This is a genomic window from Burkholderia sp. THE68 (assembly GCF_009938265.1).
In the GTDB taxonomy this organism is placed as follows: Bacteria; Pseudomonadota; Gammaproteobacteria; order Burkholderiales; family Burkholderiaceae; genus Caballeronia.
This window is the reverse complement of sequence record NZ_AP022316.1, coordinates 740,706-765,427: the sequence shown is the minus strand read 5'-3', so window position 1 is coordinate 765,427 and position 24,722 is coordinate 740,706. Positions and strand designations below refer to the sequence as shown.

The 24,722-nt window shown below is 61.4% G+C and carries 24 protein-coding genes; 15 read left to right on the top strand and 9 right to left on the bottom strand.

From position 1 onward, the window contains the following. Positions 1–11: 11 nt before the first annotated feature. Entirely contained in the window at positions 12–1,829 is a 1,818-nt protein-coding gene (locus BTHE68_RS17100; protein ID WP_162067493.1) for a cytochrome c biogenesis protein DipZ, read from the bottom strand. Positions 1,830–1,869: 40 nt separating this feature from the next. Next, complete coding sequence (msrB, locus tag BTHE68_RS17095) at positions 1,870–2,382, bottom strand: peptide-methionine (R)-S-oxide reductase MsrB (RefSeq protein ID WP_162067492.1); 513 nt, start codon at positions 2,380–2,382, stop codon at positions 1,870–1,872. Positions 2,383–2,567: 185 nt separating this feature from the next. Between msrB and BTHE68_RS17090 the strand changes: the two genes are divergently transcribed. The 3 genes from BTHE68_RS17090 to BTHE68_RS17080 all read left to right on the top strand — a co-directional run bounded on the left by BTHE68_RS17090 (position 2,568) and on the right by BTHE68_RS17080 (position 5,979). Then, on the top strand, positions 2,568–3,299 hold the full coding sequence (locus tag BTHE68_RS17090) for a response regulator transcription factor (RefSeq protein WP_162067491.1): 732 nt from the start codon (positions 2,568–2,570) through the stop codon (positions 3,297–3,299). Further along, the gene (locus BTHE68_RS17085) at positions 3,296–4,822 is read left to right on the top strand and encodes a sensor histidine kinase (protein ID WP_162067490.1); all 1,527 of its coding nucleotides are present in this window, start codon (positions 3,296–3,298) and stop codon (positions 4,820–4,822) included. The genes BTHE68_RS17090 and BTHE68_RS17085 overlap by 4 nt, the downstream gene beginning before the upstream one ends. A 761-nt stretch (positions 4,823–5,583) precedes the next feature. After that, positions 5,584–5,979 carry a hypothetical protein gene (locus BTHE68_RS17080; RefSeq protein ID WP_162067489.1) on the top strand — a complete coding sequence of 132 codons (396 nt, stop codon included), beginning with the start codon at positions 5,584–5,586 and terminating at the stop codon, positions 5,977–5,979. A gap of 1 nt (position 5,980) precedes the next feature. Here BTHE68_RS17080 and BTHE68_RS17075 read toward each other — a convergent pair whose 3' ends face one another. Continuing rightward, positions 5,981–6,898 (bottom strand): LysR substrate-binding domain-containing protein, encoded by a 918-nt coding sequence (locus tag BTHE68_RS17075; RefSeq protein WP_162067488.1) that lies wholly within the window; start codon positions 6,896–6,898, stop codon positions 5,981–5,983. A gap of 120 nt (positions 6,899–7,018) precedes the next feature. Here BTHE68_RS17075 and BTHE68_RS17070 point away from each other — a divergent pair, with 120 nt between their 5' ends. Beyond that, positions 7,019–8,332 (top strand): MFS transporter, encoded by a 1,314-nt coding sequence (locus tag BTHE68_RS17070; protein ID WP_162067487.1) that lies wholly within the window; start codon positions 7,019–7,021, stop codon positions 8,330–8,332. A 77-nt stretch (positions 8,333–8,409) separates the two neighbouring features. Here BTHE68_RS17070 and BTHE68_RS17065 read toward each other — a convergent pair whose 3' ends face one another. Beyond that, the gene (locus tag BTHE68_RS17065; protein WP_162067486.1) at positions 8,410–9,102 is read right to left on the bottom strand and encodes a GntR family transcriptional regulator; all 693 of its coding nucleotides are present in this window, start codon (positions 9,100–9,102) and stop codon (positions 8,410–8,412) included. A 221-nt stretch (positions 9,103–9,323) separates the two neighbouring features. Between BTHE68_RS17065 and BTHE68_RS17060 the strand changes: the two genes are divergently transcribed. From BTHE68_RS17060 to BTHE68_RS17040, 5 genes are all read left to right on the top strand, one after another. Continuing rightward, positions 9,324–10,868 carry a Rieske 2Fe-2S domain-containing protein gene (locus tag BTHE68_RS17060; RefSeq protein ID WP_162067485.1) on the top strand — a complete coding sequence of 515 codons (1,545 nt, stop codon included), beginning with the start codon at positions 9,324–9,326 and terminating at the stop codon, positions 10,866–10,868. 68 nt (positions 10,869–10,936) lie between these two features. Continuing rightward, positions 10,937–11,935, top strand: coding sequence for a PDR/VanB family oxidoreductase (locus tag BTHE68_RS17055; RefSeq protein ID WP_162067484.1), 999 nt, complete (start codon positions 10,937–10,939; stop codon positions 11,933–11,935). A 234-nt stretch (positions 11,936–12,169) separates the two neighbouring features. Beyond that, a complete protein-coding gene (locus tag BTHE68_RS17050; RefSeq protein WP_162067483.1) occupies positions 12,170–13,975 on the top strand; it encodes an alpha/beta hydrolase in 1,806 nt (601 codons plus the stop codon). A gap of 110 nt (positions 13,976–14,085) precedes the next feature. Next, the gene (locus BTHE68_RS17045; protein ID WP_162067482.1) at positions 14,086–14,511 is read left to right on the top strand and encodes an organic hydroperoxide resistance protein; all 426 of its coding nucleotides are present in this window, start codon (positions 14,086–14,088) and stop codon (positions 14,509–14,511) included. A 66-nt stretch (positions 14,512–14,577) separates the two neighbouring features. Further along, on the top strand, positions 14,578–14,979 hold the full coding sequence (locus BTHE68_RS17040) for a VOC family protein (protein ID WP_162067481.1): 402 nt from the start codon (positions 14,578–14,580) through the stop codon (positions 14,977–14,979). 67 nt (positions 14,980–15,046) lie between these two features. Here BTHE68_RS17040 and BTHE68_RS17035 read toward each other — a convergent pair whose 3' ends face one another. Beyond that, positions 15,047–15,553: an H-NS family nucleoid-associated regulatory protein gene (locus BTHE68_RS17035; protein WP_162067480.1), complete on the bottom strand. Its 507-nt coding sequence runs from the start codon at positions 15,551–15,553 to the stop codon at positions 15,047–15,049. A 411-nt stretch (positions 15,554–15,964) separates the two neighbouring features. On the opposite strand from BTHE68_RS17035, the gene BTHE68_RS17030 reads away from it, so the two are divergent. From BTHE68_RS17030 to BTHE68_RS17015, 4 genes are read left to right on the top strand one after another with little or no spacing between them, the layout of a single operon-like run. After that, positions 15,965–16,276, top strand: coding sequence for a DUF485 domain-containing protein (locus tag BTHE68_RS17030; RefSeq protein ID WP_174258060.1), 312 nt, complete (start codon positions 15,965–15,967; stop codon positions 16,274–16,276). Further along, positions 16,273–17,946, top strand: a complete 1,674-nt coding sequence (locus tag BTHE68_RS17025) for a cation acetate symporter (RefSeq protein WP_162067478.1) — start codon at positions 16,273–16,275, stop codon at positions 17,944–17,946. Before BTHE68_RS17030 ends, BTHE68_RS17025 begins: the two co-directional genes overlap by 4 nt. Positions 17,947–17,964: 18 nt before the next feature. Beyond that, positions 17,965–18,543, top strand: coding sequence for a cytochrome b (locus BTHE68_RS17020; protein ID WP_162067477.1), 579 nt, complete (start codon positions 17,965–17,967; stop codon positions 18,541–18,543). A 3-nt stretch (positions 18,544–18,546) separates the two neighbouring features. Further along, positions 18,547–19,512, top strand: a complete 966-nt coding sequence (locus BTHE68_RS17015; protein ID WP_162067476.1) for an NAD(P)H-dependent flavin oxidoreductase — start codon at positions 18,547–18,549, stop codon at positions 19,510–19,512. 45 nt (positions 19,513–19,557) lie between these two features. Here BTHE68_RS17015 and BTHE68_RS17010 read toward each other — a convergent pair whose 3' ends face one another. The 4 genes from BTHE68_RS17010 to BTHE68_RS16995 all read right to left on the bottom strand — a co-directional run bounded on the left by BTHE68_RS17010 (position 19,558) and on the right by BTHE68_RS16995 (position 22,820). Further along, positions 19,558–20,490, bottom strand: a complete 933-nt coding sequence (locus tag BTHE68_RS17010; protein WP_162067475.1) for a LysR family transcriptional regulator — start codon at positions 20,488–20,490, stop codon at positions 19,558–19,560. A gap of 95 nt (positions 20,491–20,585) precedes the next feature. Continuing rightward, positions 20,586–20,924: a hydroxyisourate hydrolase gene (uraH, locus tag BTHE68_RS17005; protein ID WP_162067474.1), complete on the bottom strand. Its 339-nt coding sequence runs from the start codon at positions 20,922–20,924 to the stop codon at positions 20,586–20,588. Positions 20,925–20,962: 38 nt separating this feature from the next. After that, complete coding sequence (gene uraH / locus BTHE68_RS17000; RefSeq protein WP_162067473.1) at positions 20,963–21,478, bottom strand: hydroxyisourate hydrolase; 516 nt, start codon at positions 21,476–21,478, stop codon at positions 20,963–20,965. 1 nt (position 21,479) lies between these two features. Continuing rightward, the gene (locus tag BTHE68_RS16995) at positions 21,480–22,820 is read right to left on the bottom strand and encodes an MFS transporter (RefSeq protein WP_162067472.1); all 1,341 of its coding nucleotides are present in this window, start codon (positions 22,818–22,820) and stop codon (positions 21,480–21,482) included. 288 nt (positions 22,821–23,108) lie between these two features. Between BTHE68_RS16995 and BTHE68_RS16990 the strand changes: the two genes are divergently transcribed. Both BTHE68_RS16990 and uraD read left to right on the top strand, forming a co-directional pair. Continuing rightward, positions 23,109–24,056, top strand: a complete 948-nt coding sequence (locus tag BTHE68_RS16990; RefSeq protein WP_162067471.1) for a LysR family transcriptional regulator — start codon at positions 23,109–23,111, stop codon at positions 24,054–24,056. Positions 24,057–24,185: 129 nt separating this feature from the next. Continuing rightward, on the top strand, positions 24,186–24,710 hold the full coding sequence (gene uraD / locus BTHE68_RS16985) for a 2-oxo-4-hydroxy-4-carboxy-5-ureidoimidazoline decarboxylase (RefSeq protein WP_162067470.1): 525 nt from the start codon (positions 24,186–24,188) through the stop codon (positions 24,708–24,710). The last annotated feature ends 12 nt before the right edge of the window (positions 24,711–24,722 follow it).

Here is a 24,722-nt window from a genome sequence, read left to right as displayed (position 1 = left end):
GCTCCTCAGGTTCAACCAAAGGTGAATGCGTAGGCCTCGACACCGGGGTCGAGAAACTCGATCGTGAACGTGCGATCCGCAACCGGGCCCGTTTGCCGCACGAGCTGATAAAGGCGTTGTTCGGTCACGGTACCCGTTCCATCGGCCTGCACGTCGCTGCCGTGCGAGGCGCCCGGCGCCGCGCCGTCGATACTCACGCGAAACCGCACCGGCCTGCCGTCCTTCGTCGGCCCGAGCACGAGATGCAGATCGCGCGCATGAAAGCGATACACGATGCGGCCCGTCGCGCCTTCGAGCGTGGCATGCTCCGCGCCGACCTTCCACGGGCCCGCGAGCCCCCAGTCGTTGACGTCGAGCGACTTCGGTGCCGCGTAATCGTGGAGACGATCGGGCGCTTCTCCGCCCGGCGACATGAACTGCTCCGCGCGCTCATAACCGATATACGTTTCGGGCGAGCGCATGTCTGCGTTATCGGCCTGCAACATCGCGCCCTGACCGATGGCGTCGTCGCCGGCTTTCGCGGTCATCGCCAGCGCGGGCGGCGCGCCGTGGCCCGCCTCGGCGAGCAATTGCTGGATCACATGCTCGGAGTGGGCATAATCGCCCTCGCCGAAGTGGTGATAACGGATGTTGCCTTGCGCATCAACGAAATAATGCGCCGGCCAATATTGATTGTTCAACGCGCGCCAGATCGCGAAGTTATTGTCGATGGCGACAGGATAGTCGATGCCGAGATCGTGGACGGCCTTCTTCACGTTGTCGACATTGCGCTCGAACGCGAACTCCGGCGCGTGCACGCCGATCACCACGAGCCCCTGATCGCGATACTTCTGTGCCCAGCTCTTCAGATACGGCAGCGTGCGCAGGCAATTGATGCACGAATACGTCCACACGTCGAGCAACACCACCTTGCCGCGCAACGCTTCCTTCGTGAGCGGCGGCGAGTTGATCCATTGCACCGCGCCGTCGAGCGGCGGCAGCGCGCCTTCCACGGGCAAGGGCGCGGGATTCGGGGACTTCGGCGGTTCGGTGCTGGCGCGCATCATCGCGGGCGCGCTGTCATCGCGGTTCGCGTTGGCGGACATCATCATCGCGCCGCTGTTTCGATTCGAGAGATGGTCGACGAGCTGCTGTTCGATACCCGACGTCGCCACCGTCGACACGCGGGCGAGCACGCCCGTGTCCAGCCCGAGCCCGATCGCGACGACCCCGACGAGCATCGCCGCGCCGATGCCGCGCCGCACCCATTCGCCCGCGCCGAGCGAGCGCTTCATCGCTGCGAACACACGTCCGCCGATCAGCAGGGCGACCGCAAGCGATGTCGCCGCGCCCAGGGCATAGGCAAGCAGCAGCAGCGTGGTGCCGACGCTCGCGCCGTTGAGCGCCGCGCCCGTCAGCACGAGGCCGAGGATCGGGCCCGCGCACGGCGCCCACAACAGTCCCGTCGCGATGCCGAGCATGAACGATCCGCCGGCGCTCGTCTTGCCGTCGCCGCGCTGCGCGAACGCGGTGAGCCGATTGCCCGCGCTGACGAGCGGATGCATCACGCGCTCGGCCAGGCTCGGCAACAGCAGCGTGAGCCCGAATATGGCGAGCAGCGCGATAGCGGCCCAGCGGCCGTATTGATTGGCCTGCGTGACCCAGCCGCCGCCGACCGCCGCGAGCGTCGCGACCGCGGCGAATGTCAGGCCCATGCCCGCCAGCAGCGGCAGGCCGCTCTTCACGAACGGCTGATCCGCGCGCGAGAACACGAAAGGAAGCACCGGCAGGATGCACGGACTGAGAATCGTCAGCGCGCCGCCGAGATAGGCAAGGACGATGAGCAGCATGATGGTGTCGGGTCGAGGTTGATCGTTGGGTGAGGGCGCTTTACATGGCGCCCGGCGTGAAATTCATCGCGATGCCGTTCATGCAATAGCGCAGGCCCGTGGGCTTCGGACCGTCATCGAAGACATGGCCCAGATGACCTCCGCAGCGGCGGCAATGCACTTCCGTGCGCGTGACGCCGAACGAACCGTCGATGCGAGTCGCGACCGCATGATCGAGCGGCGCCCAGAAGCTCGGCCAGCCCGTATGGCTATCGAACTTGGTGCGCGACGAGAACACCGCGAGCCTGCATCCCGCGCATTCGAACGTGCCGGCGCGATGTTCGTCGTTCAGTGGGCTCGTATAGGGACGCTCGGTGCCTTCGCGGCGCAGCACGTCGAATTGCCGGGGATTCAGCAGGCCGCGCCATTCGTCATCGGTCTGAACGACTTCGAAGCGTTCCTGCGGCGCGGGCGTTTCGCTGCCGGCCGCGAGCGCGCGCAGACGCCCGCCGAAGGCGAACGCGGCGGCTGCGGCGGCAGTGCCCGTCAAAAGAAAGCGGCGGCGTGTTGGCATGATGCGTTCCTCGTTTTCGAGTGGGTTAGCCGCATCGTAGTCGCGCGCGTATCCCCGAGTCCTCACCGAAAGTTAAATTAAATGTGATACTTGGCCGCGCGCTTTTCTGCACAATGGCACGGACGCTCGTCGCTTTGTTCTGTGGATAGCGCGCATTTTTTACCGCCCGTCGATGTCATTCGTTCATGGATCATCCGAAACGCATTCTGATCGTCGAAGACGACATGCATATCGCCGATGTGCTGAGTCTTCATCTGCGCGACGAGCGCTATGAAGTCGTGCATAGCGCGGACGGCGCCGAGGGGTTGCGCCTGCTCGAACAGGGCGGCTGGGACGCGCTGATCCTGGACCTGATGCTGCCCGGCGTCGATGGCCTCGAAATCTGCCGCCGCGCCCGGGCGATGACGCGCTATACGCCGATCATCATCACGAGCGCGCGTTCGAGCGAGGTGCACCGCATTCTCGGCCTCGAACTCGGCGCGGATGACTATCTCGCCAAGCCGTTTTCCGTGCTGGAACTCGTCGCGCGTGTGAAGGCGCTGCTGCGCCGCGTCGATGCCGTCGCGAAGGACTCGCGGCTGGAGACCGGGCGCATCGAAGTCGCGGGCATCGCCATGGACCCGCTCGCGCGCGAAGCGTGGGTCGATGGCGCGCGCATCGAACTCACGCCGCGCGAATTCGATCTGCTGTATCACTTCGCGCGTCATCCGGGCAAGGTGTTCTCGCGCATGGACCTGCTCAATGCGGTGTGGGGCTATCGGCATGAGGGCTACGAGCACACCGTTAACACGCATATCAACCGGCTGCGCGCGAAAGTGGAAAAGGACGCCGCCGATCCGAAGCGCATTCTCACGGTCTGGGGTCACGGCTACAAGCTCGCGACCCAGGCGCCCGAAAGCAAGGATGGCGCGCCGTGAAACTCACGCTTTCGCAACGGCTTTTCGCGGTGTTCTGCGTGCTGTTGCTCGCATGCTGTGGCGCGTCGGCGTGGTTGCAGATTCGCGCGAGCGATCTGCGCGAGAAGGAAGTCATTCAAGGTCTGTCGCGCGGACTCGCGGCGCACATCGCGCTCGATAACTCGCTTGCCGATTCGAACGATATCGATGCGCCCGCCGTGCGTCGTCTCTTCAGTCAGTTGATGGTGGTGAATCCGAGCGTCGAGGTCTATCTGCTCGACAGCACGGGCCGCATTCGCGCCGACGATGCACCGCCCGGCCATCTCAAACGCGATCACGTCGATCTCGCGCCCGTGCGCAAATTTCTCGACGGCGATCCCTTGCCGATTCCCGGTGACGATCCGCGCAGCGACGACAACCGCAAGGTCTTCAGCGCCGCGCCGCTCGCCGCGCCGGGCAAGCCGCCATTCGGTTATGTCTATGTCGTGCTGCTCGGCGAGGAGCACGATGCGCTGGCCGCGAAGGCATCGGCGAGCGCGGTGTTGCGCACGACGCTCGCGTCGATGGGTCTCGTCACGCTGCTCGGCCTCGTCGCGGGGGTGGTCGCGTTCGGGCTCGTCACGCGGCCCTTGCGCCGGCTCACCGAAGCGATGCGCAAGTTCGACGCGCGCGGCGCGCCGGCGGAACCGCCAATGCTCTCGATGCGTCACGTCGACCAGAGCGGCGAGCGCGACGAGATCGCTGTGCTCGAAAGCGCGTTCGCGCAGATGGCCGAGCGCATCGGCGAGCAATGGCGCGCGCTCGGCCAGCAGGACCGCGAGCGGCGCGAGATGGTCGCCAATATCTCGCATGATCTGCGCACGCCGCTGTCATCGCTGCACGGCTATCTGGAGACGCTTTCGCTCAAGGCCGATTCGCTTCCCGAAGCCGACCGCCGCCGATATCTTTCGATCGCGCTCGCACAGAGCGCAAAGGTCGGCCATCTCGCGCAGTCGCTGTTCGAACTCGCGAAGCTCGAACATGGCATGGTCGCGGCGGAAGCCGAGCCGTTCTCGCTGGCCGATCTCGTGCAGGACGTGTTCGAGAAGTTCGAGTTGCCCGCGCAATCGCGCGGCGTGCGGCTCGACGCGCACATCGCGCCGCGTCTCGTCGCCGTGATGGCGGACGTGGGCATGATCGAGCGCGTGCTCACGAACCTGCTCGACAACGCGATACGTCACACGCCCGCGCAAGGCACGGTGAACGTCACGCTTGCGAACGCGGGCGAGCACGCGGACAGAGTCGAGGTCACGATCAGCGACACGGGACCGGGCATTGCGCCCGCAATGCGCGATGCGCTCTTTCAGCGCCCGTTCGCGTCGGGTGGCGCACATCGTGGAGGGCTCGGCTTGCTCATCGTGCAGCGCATGCTGCAATTGCACGGCAGCCAGATCCGGCTCATCGATACGGCCGGCGCCGGCGGCACGACGTTTCGCTTCGATCTTCCCGCCGCCATCGCGCAGACCGGCGACGGCGCAACGCACTCGTATGGGAGACGCGGATAAAAAAAGCCCGGCGTTCTGCCGGGCTGAATGGGATGGTCATCGCCTTCGCCTGGTCGCGCGGTAGGGATGCGCGTGCGGCGTTGCCCGGTCTGACCATCCGCGTGGACGTTCGAAGCGTGCCTCCTGTGACACGTTTTAGTCCCTGTTGCTTAAACCAGTCTTAAGGTCGGTGCCGCGCGAAAGACGGCGCAGTCACGCTATCAAGCGTCTTAATCATTTTTTCACCCATGCTTCTTGCGATTTCGGATATTCGCGTGGAGTATTCATCGGCGATGCGCATCAAGGAAAATCCGCAAAATGACAGCCAGATGATGAAAGCGCGATGTTCCTCCATGCGGAAACTTTTCTTGGTTTCCCGCGATATGTTTGCTAGCATGTAATCGGGTTGCAGCCGTGACGCGAAGCGCGCGCTGACGGTGCATCAGTAACCTCGTGCCGGAACGGGCAAGCTTCGACGTTCAACGCATTTCGTATTTCGCTTTGTTGGCCATTGGCCTGGTTTCTTGCCAGACGGGAAATTAAAAAGCACTGCGGTTAATAAGTGCGCTCGGCCAGTATTCGAATACAGTTTGCTTTGGCGTTTCACGCTTTGACGCAACGGGTTTCTACCTGATGCGTACAAGACGACATAACGCAATCGCGCGATTCGCGCATCTCTCTTGGCGTTGCAGGTGATTTCCAGTCTAACGGCTGCTGTCGTTCATTATCGAACGACGGTGGAATGTCGCACGCATACGATCCGCATCATTGCGGGAGGAAACGTGGAAACGGAACTCAGTCAACGGCTGGCGAAAGCGTTATGGCGATGTGCATCGCACGGACAAGTGCTGACCTATCAGCGCTTTCATGCGCTGTGCGATAAAGGCGTGCCGTTGCCGCAGCGTTATGCTGCGCTCGAATCCGCCATCGGAACGCTCGCCGATGTGCGCGACATCGACTACGGCGTACTCATGGCGCTCGACAGCGGCCTGCCCGGCGTGGAATTCTTCCAGCGCTATCTGCGGCACCGTCATGGCGAATACGTGATGCAGATGGGTGATCCCAGATACCATCGACAGACGCTCGCGGGCAAGCGCACGCTCGTCGCGCGCGAACGCGATCGCGTGTATGCTCATGCGCGCATCGTCGGCGAGGAAAGGGCGCGACAGGCAGCTTGAATCAGACCCTGGCTTCGGCCTCGTCCGTCTGTTCGAGGCCGGCCTTGGCAAGTACCCAGTCGCAAAAGCATTTCACTCTTTCGACATTGCGTTCATTCTCGCGATAAGAGAGAAAGTGCGTCTCCCGCGCGAGCGGCGCGAATACGCCCGCGCCAAGCTCGATCAGATCGCCGCGCGCGAGTTCGCGCTCGGCGAGGCGCGTCGTTTCCAGCGCGACGCCCATGCCATCCACCGCCGCCGAGATGGCGAGCGCTGCCCGGTCGAAAGAAGGGCGCGGACCGTGCGGCATGTCCAGTCCGTTGAGCGCAAACCAGCCCGGCCACGTCACGCGGCTCAATTGCGAGTCGATCAGGGTCATTCCGGCGATCTGTTCCGCGATCGGCATGCCATCGCGCAACAGCGACGGCGAGCACATCGCGATGATGCGCTCCGTACCCAATGCACGCGTGACGACGCCCGGGCGTTCATGCGCGAAACCATATGAAATCGCGACATCCACTTCGCGTGCGCGCAAGAGATCGGCAGGTTCCGCATCCGAGGACAGGCGAATCGTCACGTTCGGATAGGCCTGCATGAATTCGGGCAGCCGTGGTCCGAGCCATTTTGCCGCGAAACTCGGCGCGCAGTGAACCGCGAGCACTTGCGCCAGCGGATCCAGCGTCACTTCGGCACACGCGGCTTCGATCACATCGAACACACGTCCCAGACTTTCATGCAGGCGCCGGCCTTCGGAGGTCGCCTCCACGCGCCGGTTGCGCCGATGAAAAAGCGGTCTGCCGAAATATTGCTCGAGCTCTTTCACCTGATGGCTGATCGCCGATTGCGTGAGATGCAACTCGCTCGCGGCAAGCGTGAAGCTTTCCAGTCGCGCAGCCGCTTCGAATGCGCGAAGGAGAACGAAGTTCGGGATGCGCCTCATGGAAATACCTTATGCATGAGCGCCTGTCATGGTTCTATGAACAGGCATCGTTTGTCTTTCGTGGTGCGGGTGACGAACATGGGAACCGTCAAGACGCATCACATAACCAGGAGACAAAACATGAGTTCCCACAGTCCGGTTGCCTATCTGGCGGGCGACGAGTCGTCCACGTATGCGAAGGTGACATGGCGTCTGCTGCCATTTCTCTTCGTGTGCTATCTCTGCGCGTATCTCGATCGCATCAACGTGAGCTTCGCGAAGTTGCAGATGCTCAACGACCTGCATTTCAGCGAAGCCGTCTACGGCGCCGGGGCGGGCGTGTTCTTTATCGGTTATCTGTTGTTCGAAGTTCCAAGCAACCTCATCTTGCTGCGCGTGGGCGCGCGACGCTGGATCGCTCGCATCATGGTGACGTGGGGCCTCATATCCGCCGCGATGATGTTCGTCACCACGCCGACGAGCTTCTACGTCATGCGCTTTCTGCTCGGCGTCGCCGAGGCGGGCTTCATTCCCGCGATCCTGCTCTATCTCACGTACTGGTTTCCCGCTTCGCGCAGAAGCAAGGGCACCGCGCTCTTCATGACGGGCATTCCGATGTCCGGCGTGGTCGGCGGCCCGTTGTCCGGCTGGATCATGACGCACATGAGCGGCGCACACGGCATCACGGGATGGCAATGGCTCTTTCTGCTCGAAGGCATTCCGACGGCGATCTTCGGTGTCGTGGCGTTCTTCTATCTCGACGACAAGGTCGCCGATGCGAAGTGGCTCAGCGATTCGCAAAAGGCCATGCTCGAAGCCAATCTGCGCGACGAAAAACCGGCCCATGCGCTGCATTCCGTGCGAGACGGCCTGCTGCACCCGAAGGTACTCTTGCTCTCCGTGACGTACTTCTTCTTCACGATGGGGCTCTACGGCGTGAGCTTCTGGCTGCCGACACTCGTAAAGGCGAGCGGCGTAACCGATACGCTCAACATCGGTCTGCTTTCGGCGATTCCGTATGCTGCCGGCGCGATCGCGATGCTCGTGGTCGGCCATAGCTCGGACAAGCGTGGCGAGCGCCGCTGGCATCTGGCGGGCGCGGGCATCGTCGGGGCGATCGGGTTGTACATGAGCGTGGCCTTCGCGCATTCGACGCTGTTCGGCATGATCGGCCTCACGCTCGCGACGATGGGCGTCGTGACGACCATCTCGCAGTTCTGGGTGCTGCCGCCCGCGATTCTCAGCGGCGGCGCGGCGGCCGCGGGCCTCGCGCTGGCGAATTCCGTGGGCAGCATTTCCGGGGTCGTGAGTCCGTGGCTCATCGGCGTGATCCAGACGCACTCGGGCTCGACCGGCAACGGTGTGCTGGGACTCGCGGTGAGCTGCGTGATCGGCAGCCTGCTGGTGTTCACCGTGCCTGCCTCGCTCGTGAACAGCCGGCGGCGCGCCGATTGACAGTCGCGCGTCGTAACGAAACGCCCCGCAAAAGCGGGGTTTTTCGCGTCGATGTTCGGAGCGCTTCATGGCCAGCGTCACGTCGCTTGCGCGTTCCGCTCGCGTTGCTCGCTCAACACGAGGCCGAGCCGCTCGACGAGATTCTTGCGCGCGTTCGCGGTGTGAAGATCGGTAAGCTCGGCGGCGCGCTGGCCATCGCCTTCGGATATCGCCGTCGCGATAGCCGCGTGCTCGTCCCAGATCGATTTGCGTTGTCCCGATGCCTGCAGCACCGCGCCCATCACGCGGCGCAGATGCACCCAGTGCGTCTGCGCGGTCTCGGCGATCAGGGGATTGCCCGATGCCGTGTAGATCGCGTTATGGAAGGCCATGTCGGCGTCGATCATCGCTTTGACGTCGTCGCTCTTGGACGCGCGGCGGCCATTGGTGATGAGCGTCTTGTCGATCTTCGCGCCACGTTCGGCGGCAAGGCGCGCGGCGAGCGAGTCGAGCGCGCCGCGAATCTCATAGAGATGACTGATCCATGCGGGATCGAGCGGCGTGACGAGCAAACCGCGTCCGGGCGCATCGATCACGAGGCCGTCTTTCTTCAACAGGCGCAGCGCCTGCAACACGGGAGAGCGCGACACGGCGAGCTGCTCGGCAATCTCTTCCTGCGTGATGCGCGTGCCGGGCGCGAGCGAACCCGAGCTGATGGCGTCGAGCAGCACCTTGTAGACCTCGTCCACGTAGTCCGTGCGGGCCTGAAGCTTGAGAAGTTTGGCGGGCATGATTTCGACCGTGATCTCTGGATACAGAATACGGCAAGGTTACAGCGCGGCGGTGCCGCGCGTCAACGCGCGCTATTTCATGCCTGAATCGACTCGCGTTTACCCATAGAGACAGAGTGTTTGCTCATCGCTAATCTTTGTATACAGAGTTCGGAGTTCGGTAACCGGAATTCGGTTCTCAGGCATCAATCAATCTCAACCCCACTCAAGACAGGATTTCCATGACCATCAAATCGGACAAGCTGGAAGGGCAAAAGAGCAGCGGCGGCGCAGCCGCCACGGTCAAGAAACTGGTGCCGTATGGCGGTTACTACGTGAACAAGGTGCCTGGCCACGATCCGGAACTCACCGAGACGGGACCGGGCACGCCGATGGGCGAGTACATGCGCGCATTCTGGCATCCGGTCTGCATGTCGATCGAACTGACCGACACGCCGCGCTATCTCAAGATCCTCAACGAAGAACTGGTGGCGTTCCGGGACGGCAGCGGCCGCGTGGGCCTGCTGCATGCCCATTGCGCGCATCGCGGCGCGTCGCTGGAATATGGCGCGATTCAGGAGCGCGGCATCATGTGCTGCTATCACGGCATGGTGTTCGATGTGGATGGCGCGTGCCTGCACGTGCCTTTTCCGCAAGGCGAGGAGAAAGAGGCCGAGAAGTACGCCTGTTCCATTCGTCAGGGCGCGTATAAGGCGGTCGAGCGCCACGGTCTCGTGTTCGCGTACATGGGACCGCCCGAGAACGAGCCGCCTTTCCCGGAATGGGAAGGCGATTACACGGTCTTGCCCGGCGACGAACTGGTCGCCTACAGCAACTTCCAGCATTGCAACTGGCTGCAGGTACAGGACAATGCGGCGGACAACTTCCATCCGACCGCGCTGCATGCCGCGAAGAACGTCGTGAAGGGCCAGTTTCAGGGGACGACCTTCGATGAAGTCGGCGCGGCATCGATGGAGGTGGCGCCCGACATGCACTTCCAGCCGGTTCAGCAAGGCCGCAGTCTCGCGTGCGCGGGCGCGCGTCGCGTCAACAAGGATCGGCTGTTCGTGCGCGTGCAGCATCAGGTGCTGCCGAATCTGAGCCTGCACGCGTACACGTCGGAAGATGGCTCGAACAAGAAGCTTTTCAGCCGCTTCCATATCATTCGCTGGACTGTGCCCGTCGATGACGAGAACAGCAAGATGATCGGCTGGCGTGTGATGGGGCCTGGTATCGACACGCGCGGCGTCGGCAAGAAAGAACTGGTGGGCTATGAGTCGATCGACTTTCTCGACGGCCAGGTCGCGATGCGCCGCCCCGAGCGCTTCGGTGATTACACGATCGAGGATATCGTGCCGATTCCGGCGAATCATCGCGAGCGCGCAAACTACAAGCAGGCGCAGTACGCACCGGGCGACTACGAAGCGATCATCAGTCAGCGTCCGATCGCGGTGCATTCGCTCGAAAATCCGACCAAGTTCGATGCGGGCGTGTTCCTGTTTCGCAAGATGCTGCGCGATGCGTTGCGCGGTTCGAACCCGGCCGCATCCGCGCAAAACTTCGCGGAATGGTTCCGCGAAAATGCGGGCGCGCCGAACAGCTTCTGCTCGGGCAACGTGTTCGAAATCCCGCAAGGCGCCACCGTCGAAGAAGAAGTGGTGCGGCGCCGCAAGGTGACCAAGCAGATCGTCGCGATCCTCGCCGAGAGCGAGACGCTGAAGGGCGAGGCGCGCACCGCATTCGTGCGTGAGCGCTTCGAGGCTCTCGAACAGTCGATGAAACAGTAAGGCCGCAAACGCGAGGGCGCATCGTGCGCTCTCGCGATATCGACGCATCGATTCGAGGAAAGGCGACCATGTCAACGCAACCCATCTCAACGCAGGCGCAGGAGCAGACTTTGAATCTGCTGGTGCGTCAGGTCCGGTTCGAAGGCCGGGGCATCAATTCATACGAACTCGTCGATCCCGAAGGCGCGGACTTGCCGCCTTTCACGGCGGGCGCGCATATCGACATTCATCTCGCGGGCGGGGTCGTGCGGCAGTATTCGATCAGCAACGCACCGCGCGAACGTCATCGCTATGTGATCGCGGTATTGCGCGACGAGCGCGGGCGTGGCGGATCGAAGGCGCTTCACGAGCAATTGCGCGTGCAGGACATCGTGCGGGTCAGCCGCCCGCGCAACAACTTTCGTCTCGTCGACGGAGCGCGCCGCGTGCTGCTGATCGCGGGCGGCATCGGCGTTACGCCGTTGAAAGCCATGGCGCACGAACTCGACGATGCGGGCATCGACTACGAAATGCATTACTGCGCGAAAGATGCGCGTTGTGCCGCGTTCACCGAGGAATTCGAGCCGATGCGCGCAAGCGGACGCCTGCATTTTCATTTCGATAACGGCGATCCATCGGCGGGTCTCGATCTTCGCGATTTGCTTCATGTCCCGGGCGAAGGCGAACACGTCTACTATTGCGGGCCAGGCGGATTCATGAAGTCATGCGCCGAGGCGGCGCAGCATTGGCCTTCGGGCACGGTGCATTTCGAGCATTTCAAGGCGCCCGAGCGCAGCCCCGACGAGCAGGCGGCCAACGATGCGCTCGATAGTTTCATCGTTCGCATTGCCAGCACGGGGCGGGAGATCGAAGTCGCGAAAGATAGCAGCATTGCCGATGCGCTCGCCGAAGCGGGTGTGGCATTGGAGACGTCGTGCTGCGCGGGCTTGTGCGGGACCTGCAAGGTGCGCTATCTGGAAGGAGAAGTCGAGCACAATGACTGCATTCTGAGCGACGACGAGAAGACGGAATATCTGACCGCATGTGTATCGCGCGCAACGAGCAAACTGCTCGTGCTCGATCTTTGATCAGCGGAGGCCGGCCATGACAATCGAAATGAGCGCTGGCGAACACACGCCTTGCCTTATGCGCCAATAGATAGCTCGTTCCGACATATACCCTCGACCGGCCCCGCTACGTAGAATCCACTTAATATAATGAGCTTATCCCTCGCGTTCCGCGTGGGGAGTCGAGCGGCTCACAAGGCGCGCAATCCCGTCCTGCCTGTCATCAGCCTCGACTTGGTACGAGGATAAGACTCAATGAGACCGGTTGTATTCGGGAATCGCTTCGGATGGCTGCATGCTGGGACCGGCAAGCGTGGTGTCGTGCTGTGCAATACCTATGGCCACGAGTACGTGTGGACTTACAGCGGCATGCGCCATCTGGCGGAAGCGTTGTCGGCGCGCGGCATCTGGGTGCTGCGTTTCGACTATCGGGGAACGGGTGATTCTTCGGGCGCCGAGCTCGCACGGGATCAATTCGAATCTTCAGTCGATGATATCGGCGCGGCCGTCGATTGGCTCAAGGCATCGACGCAAATCGAACACGTCACGTTATGCGGTTTTCGCGTAGGCGCCGCGTTCGCTCTTGCAGCTGCCTTACGAAAGCCCGTTGACGATCTCGTTCTGCTCGCGCCCGTGGCGAGCGGGCGCGTATATATGCGCGAACTGAGTATCGTGCGCAAGACCTGGCTCGAATTGCTGGCACCGCCGCTGCGCGACATGCAACAAAACGACACCCAGTTCAATGTGCTCGGCCAGGCCTATAGCGACGAATTCAAACACGCTCTCGAAGCGATCGATCTCGTGGCTAGCGTGAATGGCGCGGCAATGCCGCCAGCGCGCCGCGCATTGATCATGAACCTCAAGGCTGGCGGCAAGGACCCTTTGTGCGATGCGCTCTGTCGCAAGGGCGTCGATGCAGAAGCGCGTCCATTCGAGGATCTCACAGGCTTCATCCAGGAAACCGCATTCAACGCCTTGCCGCGCGCGGCGTTCGATGTTGCGGTGCAGTGGATGACAGACAGTGCTTTACCGATAACTTCAGGAGCAACAAAGCTTTCAGCCGATGACTGGTCGGCCCTGCGAATAGAAACGCCCGAAGCGATCGAACGCCCAGTCTGCATCGGCGATGAGAGCCTTTTCGGCATCATGTGCGAGCCGCGCACGGGCCCGGCGCGCGGCCCGGTGTTTCTGATTGCGAATACGTCGGCGAGTTCGCGCGTGGGGGACAGCAGGCTATCGGTGCGTATCGCGCGGGAACTCGCGCGACGTGGCGTGGCGTCGTTGCGTTTCGATGCGCGCGGCCGCGGCGACAGTCCCGCCGCACCTGGCGACGTGCAATCGGATACGGCATTCGGCCGCATCTACAACACGATCGCAACCGACGACACCGCAGGCGCCGCGCGCTGGCTCGCACGGCAGGGTTACAAGTCGATTTTTTCGTTCGGCGTTTGCTCGGGCGCGTATCACGCGCTCAAGGCGGCGCTCGTCGAAGACGCGATCAGCGGCGTCATCACGGTGAATCTGCCGACTTTCAAAAAGCCCGCGGATATCACGCCCGATGGGTTGCGTCAGTCGACACGCAACTCGATGGCGGGTTATGCGTTCTCGATGCTCGATCCGCAGAAGTGGAAAGCGATTCTGCGTGGCGAGAAGCATGTGGCGCGCGTCATGCGTTTCATGCTCGGTTATATGGTGACGCGCGCCCGTTCGCGTGTCGTCGATGCGCTGCGGCTCGATCGGCTCAGCAAGACGCCGCCCGAACTGGCGACGGAACCCGGGCACATCATCCGCGCACTCGATGCGAGGAAAGTGAAGACCGTACTCGTCTACGGCGCATATGACGCGGGCATGGATCTGATCGCAGCGCATTTCGGCAAGCAGGGCGCGCGCCTGTCGCGGTTTGCGTCGGTGAGCATGGCGGTTTTTCCCGATATGGATCATTCGCTCTTCATGACGACGGGCTCGGCGCGCGTCATCGCGTTGTGCGAGCGCATTGCCAGGGAAACGCGTTCGCCCGTCCCGGAACAGACGTTTCCCGAGCGGGAACCTGTCGTGTCGTGATATCGAGTCAGCGCATCAGCGAACGTGCCGCGTCTTGAGTATCCTTTGAGGTTGGAACTCGTCCCGTCCGGGGCCGAGTACCACTCAATACTACGCACAGGAGTCTGGCGATGTCGATTGAAAAGGTTCTATACCGCGCGCACGCTCATGTCACCGGCGGGCGCGATGGCCGCGCAACCGTGCCGGAAAGCAATCTGGATCTCAGGCTGACGACCCCGAAGGAACTGGGCGGCGGTGGCGGCGATGGCACGAATCCCGAGCAGCTCTTTGCCGCGGGTTATAGCGCGTGCTTCATCGGCGCGATCAAGTTCGTTGCCGCGCGCGACAAGATTACGCTGCCGAAAGATGTCGCGGTGGATGGAAGCGTGGGCATCGGTCAAATCCCGAATGGCTTCGGGATTGAAGTCGAATTGAAGATCTCGCTGCCGGGCATGGACCCGAACGAGGCAAAGGCGCTGATCGACAAGGCGCATATCGTGTGTCCGTATTCGAATGCGACGCGCAATAACATCGACGTCAAACTGACGCTCGCCTGAGAATCTCACAAACCGATTGTTCGAGCGCCCGTTCCACGGGCGTTCGAACTTATCCGGAGGGAAACGATGCTGACCGCAGGAATCGATCACATTGGCCTCACCGTGCGCAACCTCGACGCGACGCGTGACTTCTTCGTTCAATGTCTTGGCTGGCAGACCGTCGGCGAGCGTCCTGATTATCCGGCCGTTTTCGTCTCCGACGGAAAGCTATTGGTCACGCTATGGCAAGTGAAAGAAGAATCGGCGCCTGTCGAGTTCGATCGCCGCAAGAATATCGGGCTTCATCATCTCGCGTTGCGCGTAGTGGATGAAAGCGCGCTCTCGACGATTCTCGAGCGCGTGAAGGCATGGCCTGGGGCGAGGGTGGAGTTCGCGCCGGAACTGCTAGGCGCCGGGCCGAAACGCCATATGATGATATATGAGCCGGGCGGCATTCGGATCGAATTCGATTTCGATCCTCGTGTTTAGGTAGGGAAAGCTAACGCGATAAGCGCGGCGGAGTCGTGAATGAACTCCGCCGGTGACGAGTGCGCTGTCAGCCGATCAGAAACGGCGTGCGATCTTCGACAGAGGCGAGCCATGCAGGCGCGCGACCACGTCCGCTCCAGGTCGCGCCGGACTGCGGATCGCGATAAAGCGCGGGTTGAGGACCACGCGGTTGGCCTTTAGGCGCTTTAGGCTTTCCTTTGCTCTTGACCGCGGCGCGTGCTTTGCCTTTGGCTTCTTGCGTGCTCGCGCCTACTGCGAACTTGCTGCGGTCCTTTGCCTTGGCAATCCATCCCGGTGCGCGGCCGCGTCCACTCCATGTTGCCCCGGTCTTCGGATCCTGATAAGCAACCGTGCTTTGCTTCTGCGCCGAGTTCGACCGTCCAGCCTTCTTGCGCGTACCAGAGAACGTTTCGATGTCCGAGATGTTCAATCCGTGGCGCGACATCAAATCATGAATCTTTTGCAAGGCGCCTTCGGATTCCTTTGCGAGTAGCGCATCGGCTTTCGCCTGAAGTGCTTCGATACGCGCCTGAATACTTTCGAGCGTTGGCATGAATTTTCCTTTAATAGATTGTTTTCTGAACTATGCCACGCACGTGCGCCTTGCGCCAGTGGAAATTCGTGCAAATAGGTAGCAATTGAAATTCGAACAAACCGTTTAAGGCATAAAGCAGTGCGGAGAGCATTACGAATTTTTAAAACCGTCTTTGCCTTTTGTGCTGCCAATTCAGCTTCTTTAAATGAGGGATATGTCTTCCGCGAACTTCGATGCCTGAGTCGACCGAAACGCGCTTCGCACGGAAATGACCGCATCGAGCAACTTCACCAAAAGTGATGTTCACGATCATCAATCATCATTTTACATGAGAGGTCGCGGCACCTATCTTGTCGTGAACAGCAGGAAAAGCGCATCCGCCGACCACCGGAAATGCGTCATAACGTTCTGAAGATAGGAGACATCGTGATGACCTCGATTGCTGGCCAGAACCTCTGGCTGACGCCCGCTTTCAAACGGCTGGTTACACGCAGACGCCGCTTCATCGCGCGTCTGACGCTCGGCACATTGGTGCCGTATTACGCTTTTGTGCTGACGGCGGGATTCGCCCCCAAGCTTCTCGCGACCCGCGTGTTCGGCGCGAGTGTCATCACGGCGGGCTGGACCGTGGGCGCATTGCTCATTGCCGGAACCTGGGTTCTCACCGGCATCTACATTCATCGCGCGAACGGAGAATTCGACGCGCTCACGAACGAGATCCTCGACGGAGGCGGCCAATGAACCGTCGCTTTCGGAAGGGCGTCATCTGGCTGAGCGTATGCGTGGCGCAATCCGCATTCGCCGCCCCTGAAACGATCAGCCAGGTGAAGAGGCAGCCGCTGAATCTCACGGCCGTCTCGATGTTTCTCGTCTTCGTCATCGCCACGCTCGCGATAACCTTCTGGGCCGCTGCGAAGACGCGTTCCATGAAAGACTTCTATAACGCGGGCGGATCGATCACCGGCTTTCAGAATGGCCTGGCGCTTGCCGGCGATTACATGTCGGCCGCCGCGCTGCTCGGTCTGACGAGCATGATCTTTTTCAATGGCTATGACGGCATGATCTACGCGGTGAGCTTTTTCGTCGCGTGGCCGCTGCTGATGTTTCTGTTCGCCGAGCGCATCCGGAATCTCGGGCAGGTCACCATCGCCGACATCGCCTCGTTCCGGCTCGATCAGCGCAGAACGCGCACGATGATGGCTTTCGGCTCGCTGACCGTGGTCTGCTTCTATCTGGTGGTGCAGATGGTCGGAGCGGGGCAGTTGATTCAGCTTCTGTTCGGTCTCAGCTACGAACAGGCGGTCGTAATCGTCGGCGTATTGATGGCCGTGTACGTCACCTTCGGCGGCATGGTCGCCACCACTTGGGTTCAGATCGTCAAGGCCGTGCTGATGTTGTTCGGCGCAAGCTTGCTGGCGTTTCTGGCGCTCAGGCAATTCGGCTTCTCACTCGATACGATGTTCACGCAGGCGATCGAAACGCACAAGAACGGAAGCGGCATCATGCTGCCGAGCAAACACGTCGCGGACCCGTTTGCGATGCTTTCGCTATCGGTTGGACTGGTGTTCGGCACGTCCGGGTTGCCTCATATTCTCATGCGCTTCTTCACAGTGCGCGATGCAAAGGAAGCACGCAAGTCCGTGTTCGTGGCGACCGGATTCATCGGCTATTTCTTTCTCGTCGTGGCGTTGCTCGGCGTCGCGGCGATCGCCATCGTAGGGCGTAATCCGCTCTTTTATGAGGGCGGTGTGCTCGGCGGCAAGCTGATCGGTGGTTCGAACATGCCCGTGATGCATCTCGCGAAGGCCCTCGGCGGCGACCCGGCGCTCGGCTTTCTCTCCGCCGTCGCATTCGCGACGATCCTCGCGGTCGTGGCCGGACTCACGATGGCGGGCACGTCTGCGATCTCTCATGATCTCTACGCGATGGTCTACAAGAAGAATCGCGCCGCCCCCGAGAAGGAGAAACGCGTTTCGCGCATCGCATCGATTGGCATTGCACTGGTCGCCATCGTCCTCGGCATGCTGTTCAAGGATCAGAACGTCGCCTTTCTCGTGGCGTTGACATTCAGCATTGCTGCATCGGTGAATTTCCCGGTCCTGACGCTCGCGATCTACTGGAAAGGCCTGACCACGCGCGGCGCGTTGCTTGGCGGCGTAGCCGGGCTTGTAAGCGCGGTTACGCTCGTCGTGCTGTCGCCCGCCGTCTGGGTCAAGGTGCTCGGACACGCGGCGCCGATCTTTCCCTACGACTACCCCGCGATCATTTCGATGAGCATCGCGTTCTTCTTCATGTGGCTCGGCTCGGTGACGGATCGCCGCGCGGAAGCCAATGAAGAACGGGAAAGATTCAACGATCAGTTCGTGCGTGCCCAAACCGGAATCGGCGCATCGGGCGCGGTGAGTCATTGATCCTTCATGGGAGTAGACATGTCAACAACTCAGCATCACGTCATGCCGGGACATCCGGCGCGCTTCAAATTCAGGGACAACGGCCTCGGCTTCTCGCCGATCACGATCGCACTGCACTGGATCATCGCGCTGCTCGTGCTCTCGATTCTTGCATTGAAGCTCGTCGGACCAACAGGCACATCCGCGCCATTGATCAACCTGTGCGGAACGTTGTTGTTTCCGCTTTCGATCTACCGGTTCTGGGCGCGCGTCACGTCATGGCATCCATTGCCGGTCGGCACGCCGAATCCGGTGGAAGTGATCGTGAGCCGTTCGGTCGCGGTCGCGCTCGCACTGGCGATGGTGCTACTGCCCATTGCCGCGTGGCTTGCGAAAGCGAGCGCCGGCACGCCGATCGAATTGCCGGGCGGCTTTGTATTGCCGGCGCTCATGAACCCGCATGCCGGCGCCGCGCATATCTTCAGCGTGCTCTTCGACATCGGAGCGGGCGCCTTCCTGTGCGGGCTTGCCTTACACATGTTCGGCGCCATCAAGAATCACTTCGTGTTGAAGAACGATTCGCTCAAGCGAATGCTTGGCAAGCACGTGGAGCTCTGAATCATGATCGCAGACAATCGAAAATTTCCGTCGAACGACATTGCATCGCTTTGCGCAGTCAGATATCCGATCTTTCTCGCGGGCATGGCGGCTATCTCCGGTCCCAGGCTCGTCGCAGCGGTCGCCAATGCCGGAGCAATGGGGACGATCGGCGGCCTGAGGCTTCCGCCACTTGCATTGCGTCGCTGGATCAACGAAACGAGGTCGCTGACCGACAAACCGTTCGGCGTGAATCTCGTGCCGTCCTTCGGCGGACCGGATGTATTCGAGGCGCAATTCCGGGTCGTGCTGGAAGAGCAGCCGAAGATGCTTTCGCTTTTCTATGCGGAAGCTTATCCGGATATGATCCGGCGCGCGAAAGATGCCGGGATGGTCGTGATGGTGCAGGTCGGCTCTGTTGACCTCGCGCGCCGCGCCATCGCCAATGGCGCGGATATCATTGCCGCGCAGGGCAGCGAAAGCGGCGGTCATCTGAATCGCGGCACGATCGGATTGCTTTCGTTATTGCCGGGCATCCTCGCGATAGCGGGCGACCGGCCCGTGCTGGCGGCCGGCGGAATCACGAATCGCCAGGATGTCGAAACGGTGATGAGCATGGGTGCATCAGGCGTACTGGCAGGAACGGCGTTCGTAGCCTGCGACGAATCCAATGCACACCCGCTATACAAACGGAAGATTGTCGAAGCGACAGTCGATGACACCGAATATCGCACCGGTTATTCGTTCGGCTGGAAATACGGCACGCCGCATCGCGTGATGCCGAATCATGATCGCTGGAATCTGCTGCGATTCATCGGCGGCGGCGCACGCATCATCGACAAACCGAGAATGGCGCAGAAGTTATCGCTTTATGCGGGGCAAGGCGTGGGCAAGATCGACCGCATCATGCCGGCCGCCGAGCGTGTGGCCGAACTTGCCAAAGGCTTGACGCTCGAGCGCGAAGAACCATTGCACCTTCGCTACGCATGATCTTTGCGCGGCTGCGCCTGCTTTCAAAGGCGCAGCCTTTTTGCATCAGGCGTCAGGTCCTTCCGCGAGAGAAAGCTCGGCATCGATGTCCGACACCTCGGCGCCATGTCCAAACTGTTCATGTGTCAGCGCGAGTAGCGCGGTGAGCGCGGGCGTCACCACCGCATCCTGATTGCGGATGAACACCGTCGTCACGTTAGCGAATGCGGACGGAAGCGCGTGGCATCGAACGGAACGTCGGCTGCCGTGACGTTCCACGACGGTCTTCGGCAAAAGCGTGATGCCCATTCCCGCCGCGACGCACGACATGATTCCGTCGAGCGTGCCCAATTCCATGATCTGCCCGGGAATCAGCCCTGACTGGTAAAACCATTGCTCCAGCGTAGAACGATAAAAACAACCGGTTCTGAATACGAGCACGGTTTGCCGCGACATCTGTTCGACTAGCTGATCCAGAGAACGAAACTGAACACTGCTGAGCAAGGCGAGTTCTTCGCGGAACACTTCTTCCTGGTGCAACGCCGCGTTCTGATGGAATCCGCCGACAAAAGCGCCATCGAGCCGATGACTCTCGATTGCCTTGATCAGTTCGCTCGTCGTGCCGGTAATCAGCGAAAGCTGTACTTGCGGGTATTTCTTGTGATATTTGGCGAGCACTTTCGGCAAGCGAATTGCGGCGGTGGTCTCCATCGAACCGAGCCGCAGCGGTCCTTTCGGCGTCGTGACGTCGAGCATCGCACTGCGGCTTTCGTCCATCAGTTGCAGCACGCGCCGCGCATAGCCCAGAAACGTATGCCCCGCGGAAGTCAGCACCACGCCGCCTTTCGATCGAACGAACAAGGGCTGACCCAATTCGCTTTCCAGTTCCTTGATCCGCATCGTGACATTCGACTGAACGTTGTGCACTTTCTCCGCAGCCGCAGTGAAACTGCCGGTTTCAGCCACGGCGCAGAACAGCTTCAAGTGTCGCAATTCCATCGATATGCCCCTTGAATCACCGGGAATGATGAAGCAATCATGCTTTCATTCTGATTGATGATAAGAGGCGTGTAAAGCAATCCGTGTATTGCGCTTCAGCTTCCGCGATAAGTGCCGAAGCTCCACGGCGAGCACAAGAGCGGCACGTGATAATGCTGCGCGGCATCGGCAAGCGTGAAACGCACCGGCACCACGTCCGCGAATACATCGGGTGTCTTGAAGTAATCCGCCACCCAGAAGCGCAATTCGAAGTCCCCCGCGCGCGCTTGCACGGCTGGCAGAATCGGAGCGTCCGTGCGGCCGTCGCGATTGGTGCGCGTGCGCGCGAGCAACGTGGGCGGTTGCGTGCCGACGTCGAACAATTCGATCTGCATGCCGGCGGCGGGCTTGCCGAGCGCGACGTCGAGTACATGGGTGGTAATGCCTGCGGCCATGATGTGTCTCCTGATCTCGCGTTTCGTCTATGTGCCGCTCAACTGCCGCGGTAGTAGTTGTAGCTCCACGGCCCGAATAGCACCGGCAAATGAATGCGCTGATTGACGTCGGTGACGCGAAAGCGCAGCGGTATCTTCGAGAGGAATAGCGGCTGCGGCAGATTCACTTTGCGCGCGGCGAAGTATTCATCCGCATGCAGCAGCAGTTCATATGTGCCCGCGCGATAGGTATCGCCGATCAGAAGCGGCGGCTCGCTGCGACCGCTCGCGGCAAGCGTGGCTGTCTGCAGAAGCTTCTGGCGCCCGTCTTCGATTGCGAACAGATCGACGCGCATGCCTGCCGCCGGCGTTCCGTGCCACGTATCGAGCGCATGCATCGTGAGACGCGGGCTCAGACCGTCCTGTTGCACGGGGCCGGTGGTCTGATTGGGCGCGGGCGCATCGGCGGCGAGTGCGGTCTTCGCGATCAACATGCTGCCGCCCAGCGCCACCGATTGCAGGGCGAAGCGGCGGCGGCTCACGTCGAAAGCCGGGGAAGTGTCTTTGTCGCGCATGTCAGGCCTCTTGTTTGTTGCCGAGCTTGCGGATGCCGATGAGCACGAGCACCGCCGCGATAACTTCGATGATGGCCACGAGATACAGACCGGTCGTGACCTTTCCCGTCGCGTTTTTGATCAGCCCCATCGCGTAGGGCGCGCCGAAGCCCGCGAGATTGGAGACGGAGTTGATGAGCGCCACGCCGACCGCCGCCGCGCTGCCGGCGAGATAGCGATTCGGCAATTGCCAGAACACCGGAATCGCGCTCATGGTGCCGACGAGCGATACCGTCATGGCCAGCAGTGCGATCACGGGCGAGATCTTGCCGAAGCCCATCAACGCGGCGAGTACCGCCATCGCGACGCCGCCCACGATCGCTGCACCGCTGAAGTGCCAGCGCACTTCGTTGCTGCGGTCCGAATGCGCGCCGTTCAGGATCATGCCGGCCGCACCGCACAGATACGCGATCGCCGCGATCCAGCCGACCGCCATCGGCGTGCCGATGCCCACATCCTTGATGACGGTCGGAATCCAGAAGGTCAGCGTCGAATTCGCGCAGAGCAGACAGAAGAAGATCGCGATCAGCAGCCACACCTTGCGATTGGTGAAGAGCGAGCGCCAGTCGTGACCGCGTTCGCCCATCGCGGCGCTGTCGCGTTGCAGGGCGTCGAGCACGACGCGCTTTTCATCGTCGGACAGCCAGCGCGCCTGCTCGGGCTTGTCGGTCATGTAGAACCACGCGAAGATGCCGGCGAGCACTGACGGGATGCCTTCGATAATGAACAGCCACTGCCAGCCGTGCATGCCGTTCACGCCGCCCATCGACGTCATGATCCAGCCCGCGAGCGGACCGCCGAGCACGCCCGCGATCGCCGATGCCGACATGAACGTGCCGAATGCCCGTGCGCGCCGTTGCGACGGATACCAGTACGTGAGGTAAAGAATCACGCCGGGATAGAAACCTGCTTCGAACGCGCCGAGCAGGAAGCGCAGGACATAGAACTGCGTGGGCGTGGAGACATGCGTTTGCAGCATGCAGATGATGCCCCAGCAGATGGTGATACGCATGATCGTCTTTTTCGCGCCGATCTTCTGCAACAGCATGTTCGACGGCACTTCAAAGAGAAAATAGCCGATAAAGAAAATGCCTGCGCCCAGACCATAGACGGCTTCGCTGAAATGCAGTGAATCCAGCATCTGCAGCTTGGCGAAGCCGATATTCACGCGATCCAGCCACGCGAGCACCCACAGCACGCCGAGAAACGGCAACAAGCGCCATGAGACCTTGCGATAGACGCTCGCTTCGGCGCTTTCGGCCTCGCTCACGAACACCGGCATCTCCTGTTTGATCAGCGACATGGTTTCTCCTTTCCAGTCGGTTTGCGTCGCGCGGACAGCGCCGTGCGCTCGGTTGGAAGCAAGTATAGAAACGGCCAAAAAATCGGGAACGGGGGACGGGCCAATAGGCCCCATAGCAACGCGTATATGGGTTTCAAAGCCTTATGCGGCCTGGCTCCGAGCGTTTCGTCGCAGTGCGTTTTCCGACCTATGGATTACCCTAGCGCGGCGGCCGTGAAGCGGTTACCGCGATGCCGGCTGGCAAAATAGCGGCGCAGCCATGCGAATAACAGAGACACGGAACGCACCATGAATCGCACCGACGATCCATTCGATACCTATCTGCTGCGCGTGCTGTGCACGCTGATCGCCGAACGCAGCGTGTCGCGCACGGCGATTCGTATGAATCAGTCGCAGCCGGCCATCAGCTCGGCGCTCAAGCGCTTGCGCGCCATCTTCAACGACCCGCTTCTCACGCGCGAAAAGAACGTGATGGTGCCAACGCAGCGCGCGATACAACTGGCGCAGAGCGCGCAGGCCGCGCTGAGCGCCCTCGATAACCTGCTCGTGTCGGACGATCATTTCGATCCGGCCACGACCGAGCAGACCTTCACCGTGGGCATGCCTGACTACCTGGCGCCGCCGTTTTTCGCGCATGTGGTGCGCGAATTCCGCCGTGCCGCACCGCATGCGCGCATCGTCGCCGTGCCGCTCTCGGCTTCCTTCAACTACGAGCAGGGGCTTTCCGAGGGGGCGCCGGATATCGTCATCGGCAACTGGCCCAATCCTCCGGAGCATTTGCACCTGTCCGTGCTGCTCGAAGACGACGTGGTGTGTGTCGTCGCGCGCGACAGCATTCACGCGCAATCAGGCAAGTTCGATGCCCAGGACTATCTGAGCGCGTCGCATATCGTGCCGACGCCGTATTCGCGCGATCAGCGCGGTGTAGTCGATACCGGGCTCAGCACCATGCGCGTGCACCGCGACAACCGCGTGAGTTGTCCGTACTTCAATCTCGCTCCGAGCCTGATTCCGGGAACCGACCTGATTCTCACGACCGGCCGGCATTTCGCCAACTATCACGCGCAGCATCTGCCGCTCGCCGTGCTCGATGCACCGATCGAATTTCCGTTCATGCGCTTTTATCAGTTGTGGCATCCGTCGCGGCATCGTTCGGCATCGCACGTGTGGCTGCGCGGCATGTTGACCGAAGGCGCGCAGGAATTGCGCGCGCTGCGCGACATGCATCGCCAGTAGCGCTATCGCATTCTGTTATGTGGTCAATAGGATCGGCTGTCTCGCCGCTGCTGCGCGCGCTTCCTATACTCGGCACGAATCGCCTTCGACGCCAGGCGAATGCGGCGTGCCTTATGGGAGAAGCAGTTCATGTCACAGTCGATCAATCTCGAACCGGTCAACGCGCTCGATCACACGGCCTTCGTCGGCGCTTTCGCGAGCGTGTTCGAGCATTTTCCGCAAGCGGCAGAAGGCGCGTGGAGCGCGCGTCCATTCGTATCCGAAACGGCATTGCATGACGCGATGATGAATGTCATCCGCAGTCTCGATGCCAACGGGCAACGCCGTTTCCTCAATCTGCATCCACTTTTATCCGGCGCGAACATTCGTTCCGGCACGATGACAGCGGATTCGGATGCCGAACAAAAAAGCGCCGGGCTCGACTCCCTGCCGTCGGATCAGGAAGCCGTGCTCGACCGGCTCAATGCGGCTTATCTGGAACGGCACGGTTTTCCGTTCATCATCTGCGTGCGGCATTACACGCGCGAAGGCATTTTCAGCGCGCTCGAACGACGTCTCGGGCGTAGCACGCAACTGGAACTGGATGAGGCATTCGCGCAGATTGCCGCGATCACGCGCGCGCGTCTGAATGCGCGGCTTCGCACGTTGAACTGACGGCAATCAGGC

Bases quoted from the DNA above. Each gene is read 5' to 3' on its own strand.
- uraH (WP_162067473.1), bottom strand. From the start codon at position 21,478: ATGCGCGACAAAGACACTTCCCCGGCTTTCGACGTGAGCCGCCGCCGC.
- BTHE68_RS17060 (WP_162067485.1), top strand. From the start codon at position 9,324: ATGACCATCAAATCGGACAAGCTGGAAGGGCAAAAGAGCAGCGGCGGC.
- BTHE68_RS16995 (WP_162067472.1), bottom strand. From the start codon at position 22,820: ATGTCGCTGATCAAACAGGAGATGCCGGTGTTCGTGAGCGAGGCCGAA.
- uraH (WP_162067474.1), bottom strand. From the start codon at position 20,924: ATGGCCGCAGGCATTACCACCCATGTACTCGACGTCGCGCTCGGCAAG.
- BTHE68_RS16990 (WP_162067471.1), top strand. From the start codon at position 23,109: ATGAATCGCACCGACGATCCATTCGATACCTATCTGCTGCGCGTGCTG.
- BTHE68_RS17025 (WP_162067478.1), top strand. From the start codon at position 16,273: ATGAACCGTCGCTTTCGGAAGGGCGTCATCTGGCTGAGCGTATGCGTG.
- BTHE68_RS17030 (WP_174258060.1), top strand. From the start codon at position 15,965: ATGACCTCGATTGCTGGCCAGAACCTCTGGCTGACGCCCGCTTTCAAA.
- BTHE68_RS17050 (WP_162067483.1), top strand. From the start codon at position 12,170: ATGAGACCGGTTGTATTCGGGAATCGCTTCGGATGGCTGCATGCTGGG.
- BTHE68_RS17065 (WP_162067486.1), bottom strand. From the start codon at position 9,102: ATGCCCGCCAAACTTCTCAAGCTTCAGGCCCGCACGGACTACGTGGAC.
- BTHE68_RS17090 (WP_162067491.1), top strand. From the start codon at position 2,568: ATGGATCATCCGAAACGCATTCTGATCGTCGAAGACGACATGCATATC.
- BTHE68_RS17010 (WP_162067475.1), bottom strand. From the start codon at position 20,490: ATGGAATTGCGACACTTGAAGCTGTTCTGCGCCGTGGCTGAAACCGGC.
- msrB (WP_162067492.1), bottom strand. From the start codon at position 2,382: ATGCCAACACGCCGCCGCTTTCTTTTGACGGGCACTGCCGCCGCAGCC.
- BTHE68_RS17100 (WP_162067493.1), bottom strand. From the start codon at position 1,829: ATGCTGCTCATCGTCCTTGCCTATCTCGGCGGCGCGCTGACGATTCTC.
- BTHE68_RS17070 (WP_162067487.1), top strand. From the start codon at position 7,019: ATGAGTTCCCACAGTCCGGTTGCCTATCTGGCGGGCGACGAGTCGTCC.
- uraD (WP_162067470.1), top strand. From the start codon at position 24,186: ATGTCACAGTCGATCAATCTCGAACCGGTCAACGCGCTCGATCACACG.
- BTHE68_RS17045 (WP_162067482.1), top strand. From the start codon at position 14,086: ATGTCGATTGAAAAGGTTCTATACCGCGCGCACGCTCATGTCACCGGC.
- BTHE68_RS17075 (WP_162067488.1), bottom strand. From the start codon at position 6,898: ATGAGGCGCATCCCGAACTTCGTTCTCCTTCGCGCATTCGAAGCGGCT.
- BTHE68_RS17035 (WP_162067480.1), bottom strand. From the start codon at position 15,553: ATGCCAACGCTCGAAAGTATTCAGGCGCGTATCGAAGCACTTCAGGCG.
- BTHE68_RS17055 (WP_162067484.1), top strand. From the start codon at position 10,937: ATGTCAACGCAACCCATCTCAACGCAGGCGCAGGAGCAGACTTTGAAT.
- BTHE68_RS17040 (WP_162067481.1), top strand. From the start codon at position 14,578: ATGCTGACCGCAGGAATCGATCACATTGGCCTCACCGTGCGCAACCTC.
- BTHE68_RS17020 (WP_162067477.1), top strand. From the start codon at position 17,965: ATGTCAACAACTCAGCATCACGTCATGCCGGGACATCCGGCGCGCTTC.
- BTHE68_RS17015 (WP_162067476.1), top strand. From the start codon at position 18,547: ATGATCGCAGACAATCGAAAATTTCCGTCGAACGACATTGCATCGCTT.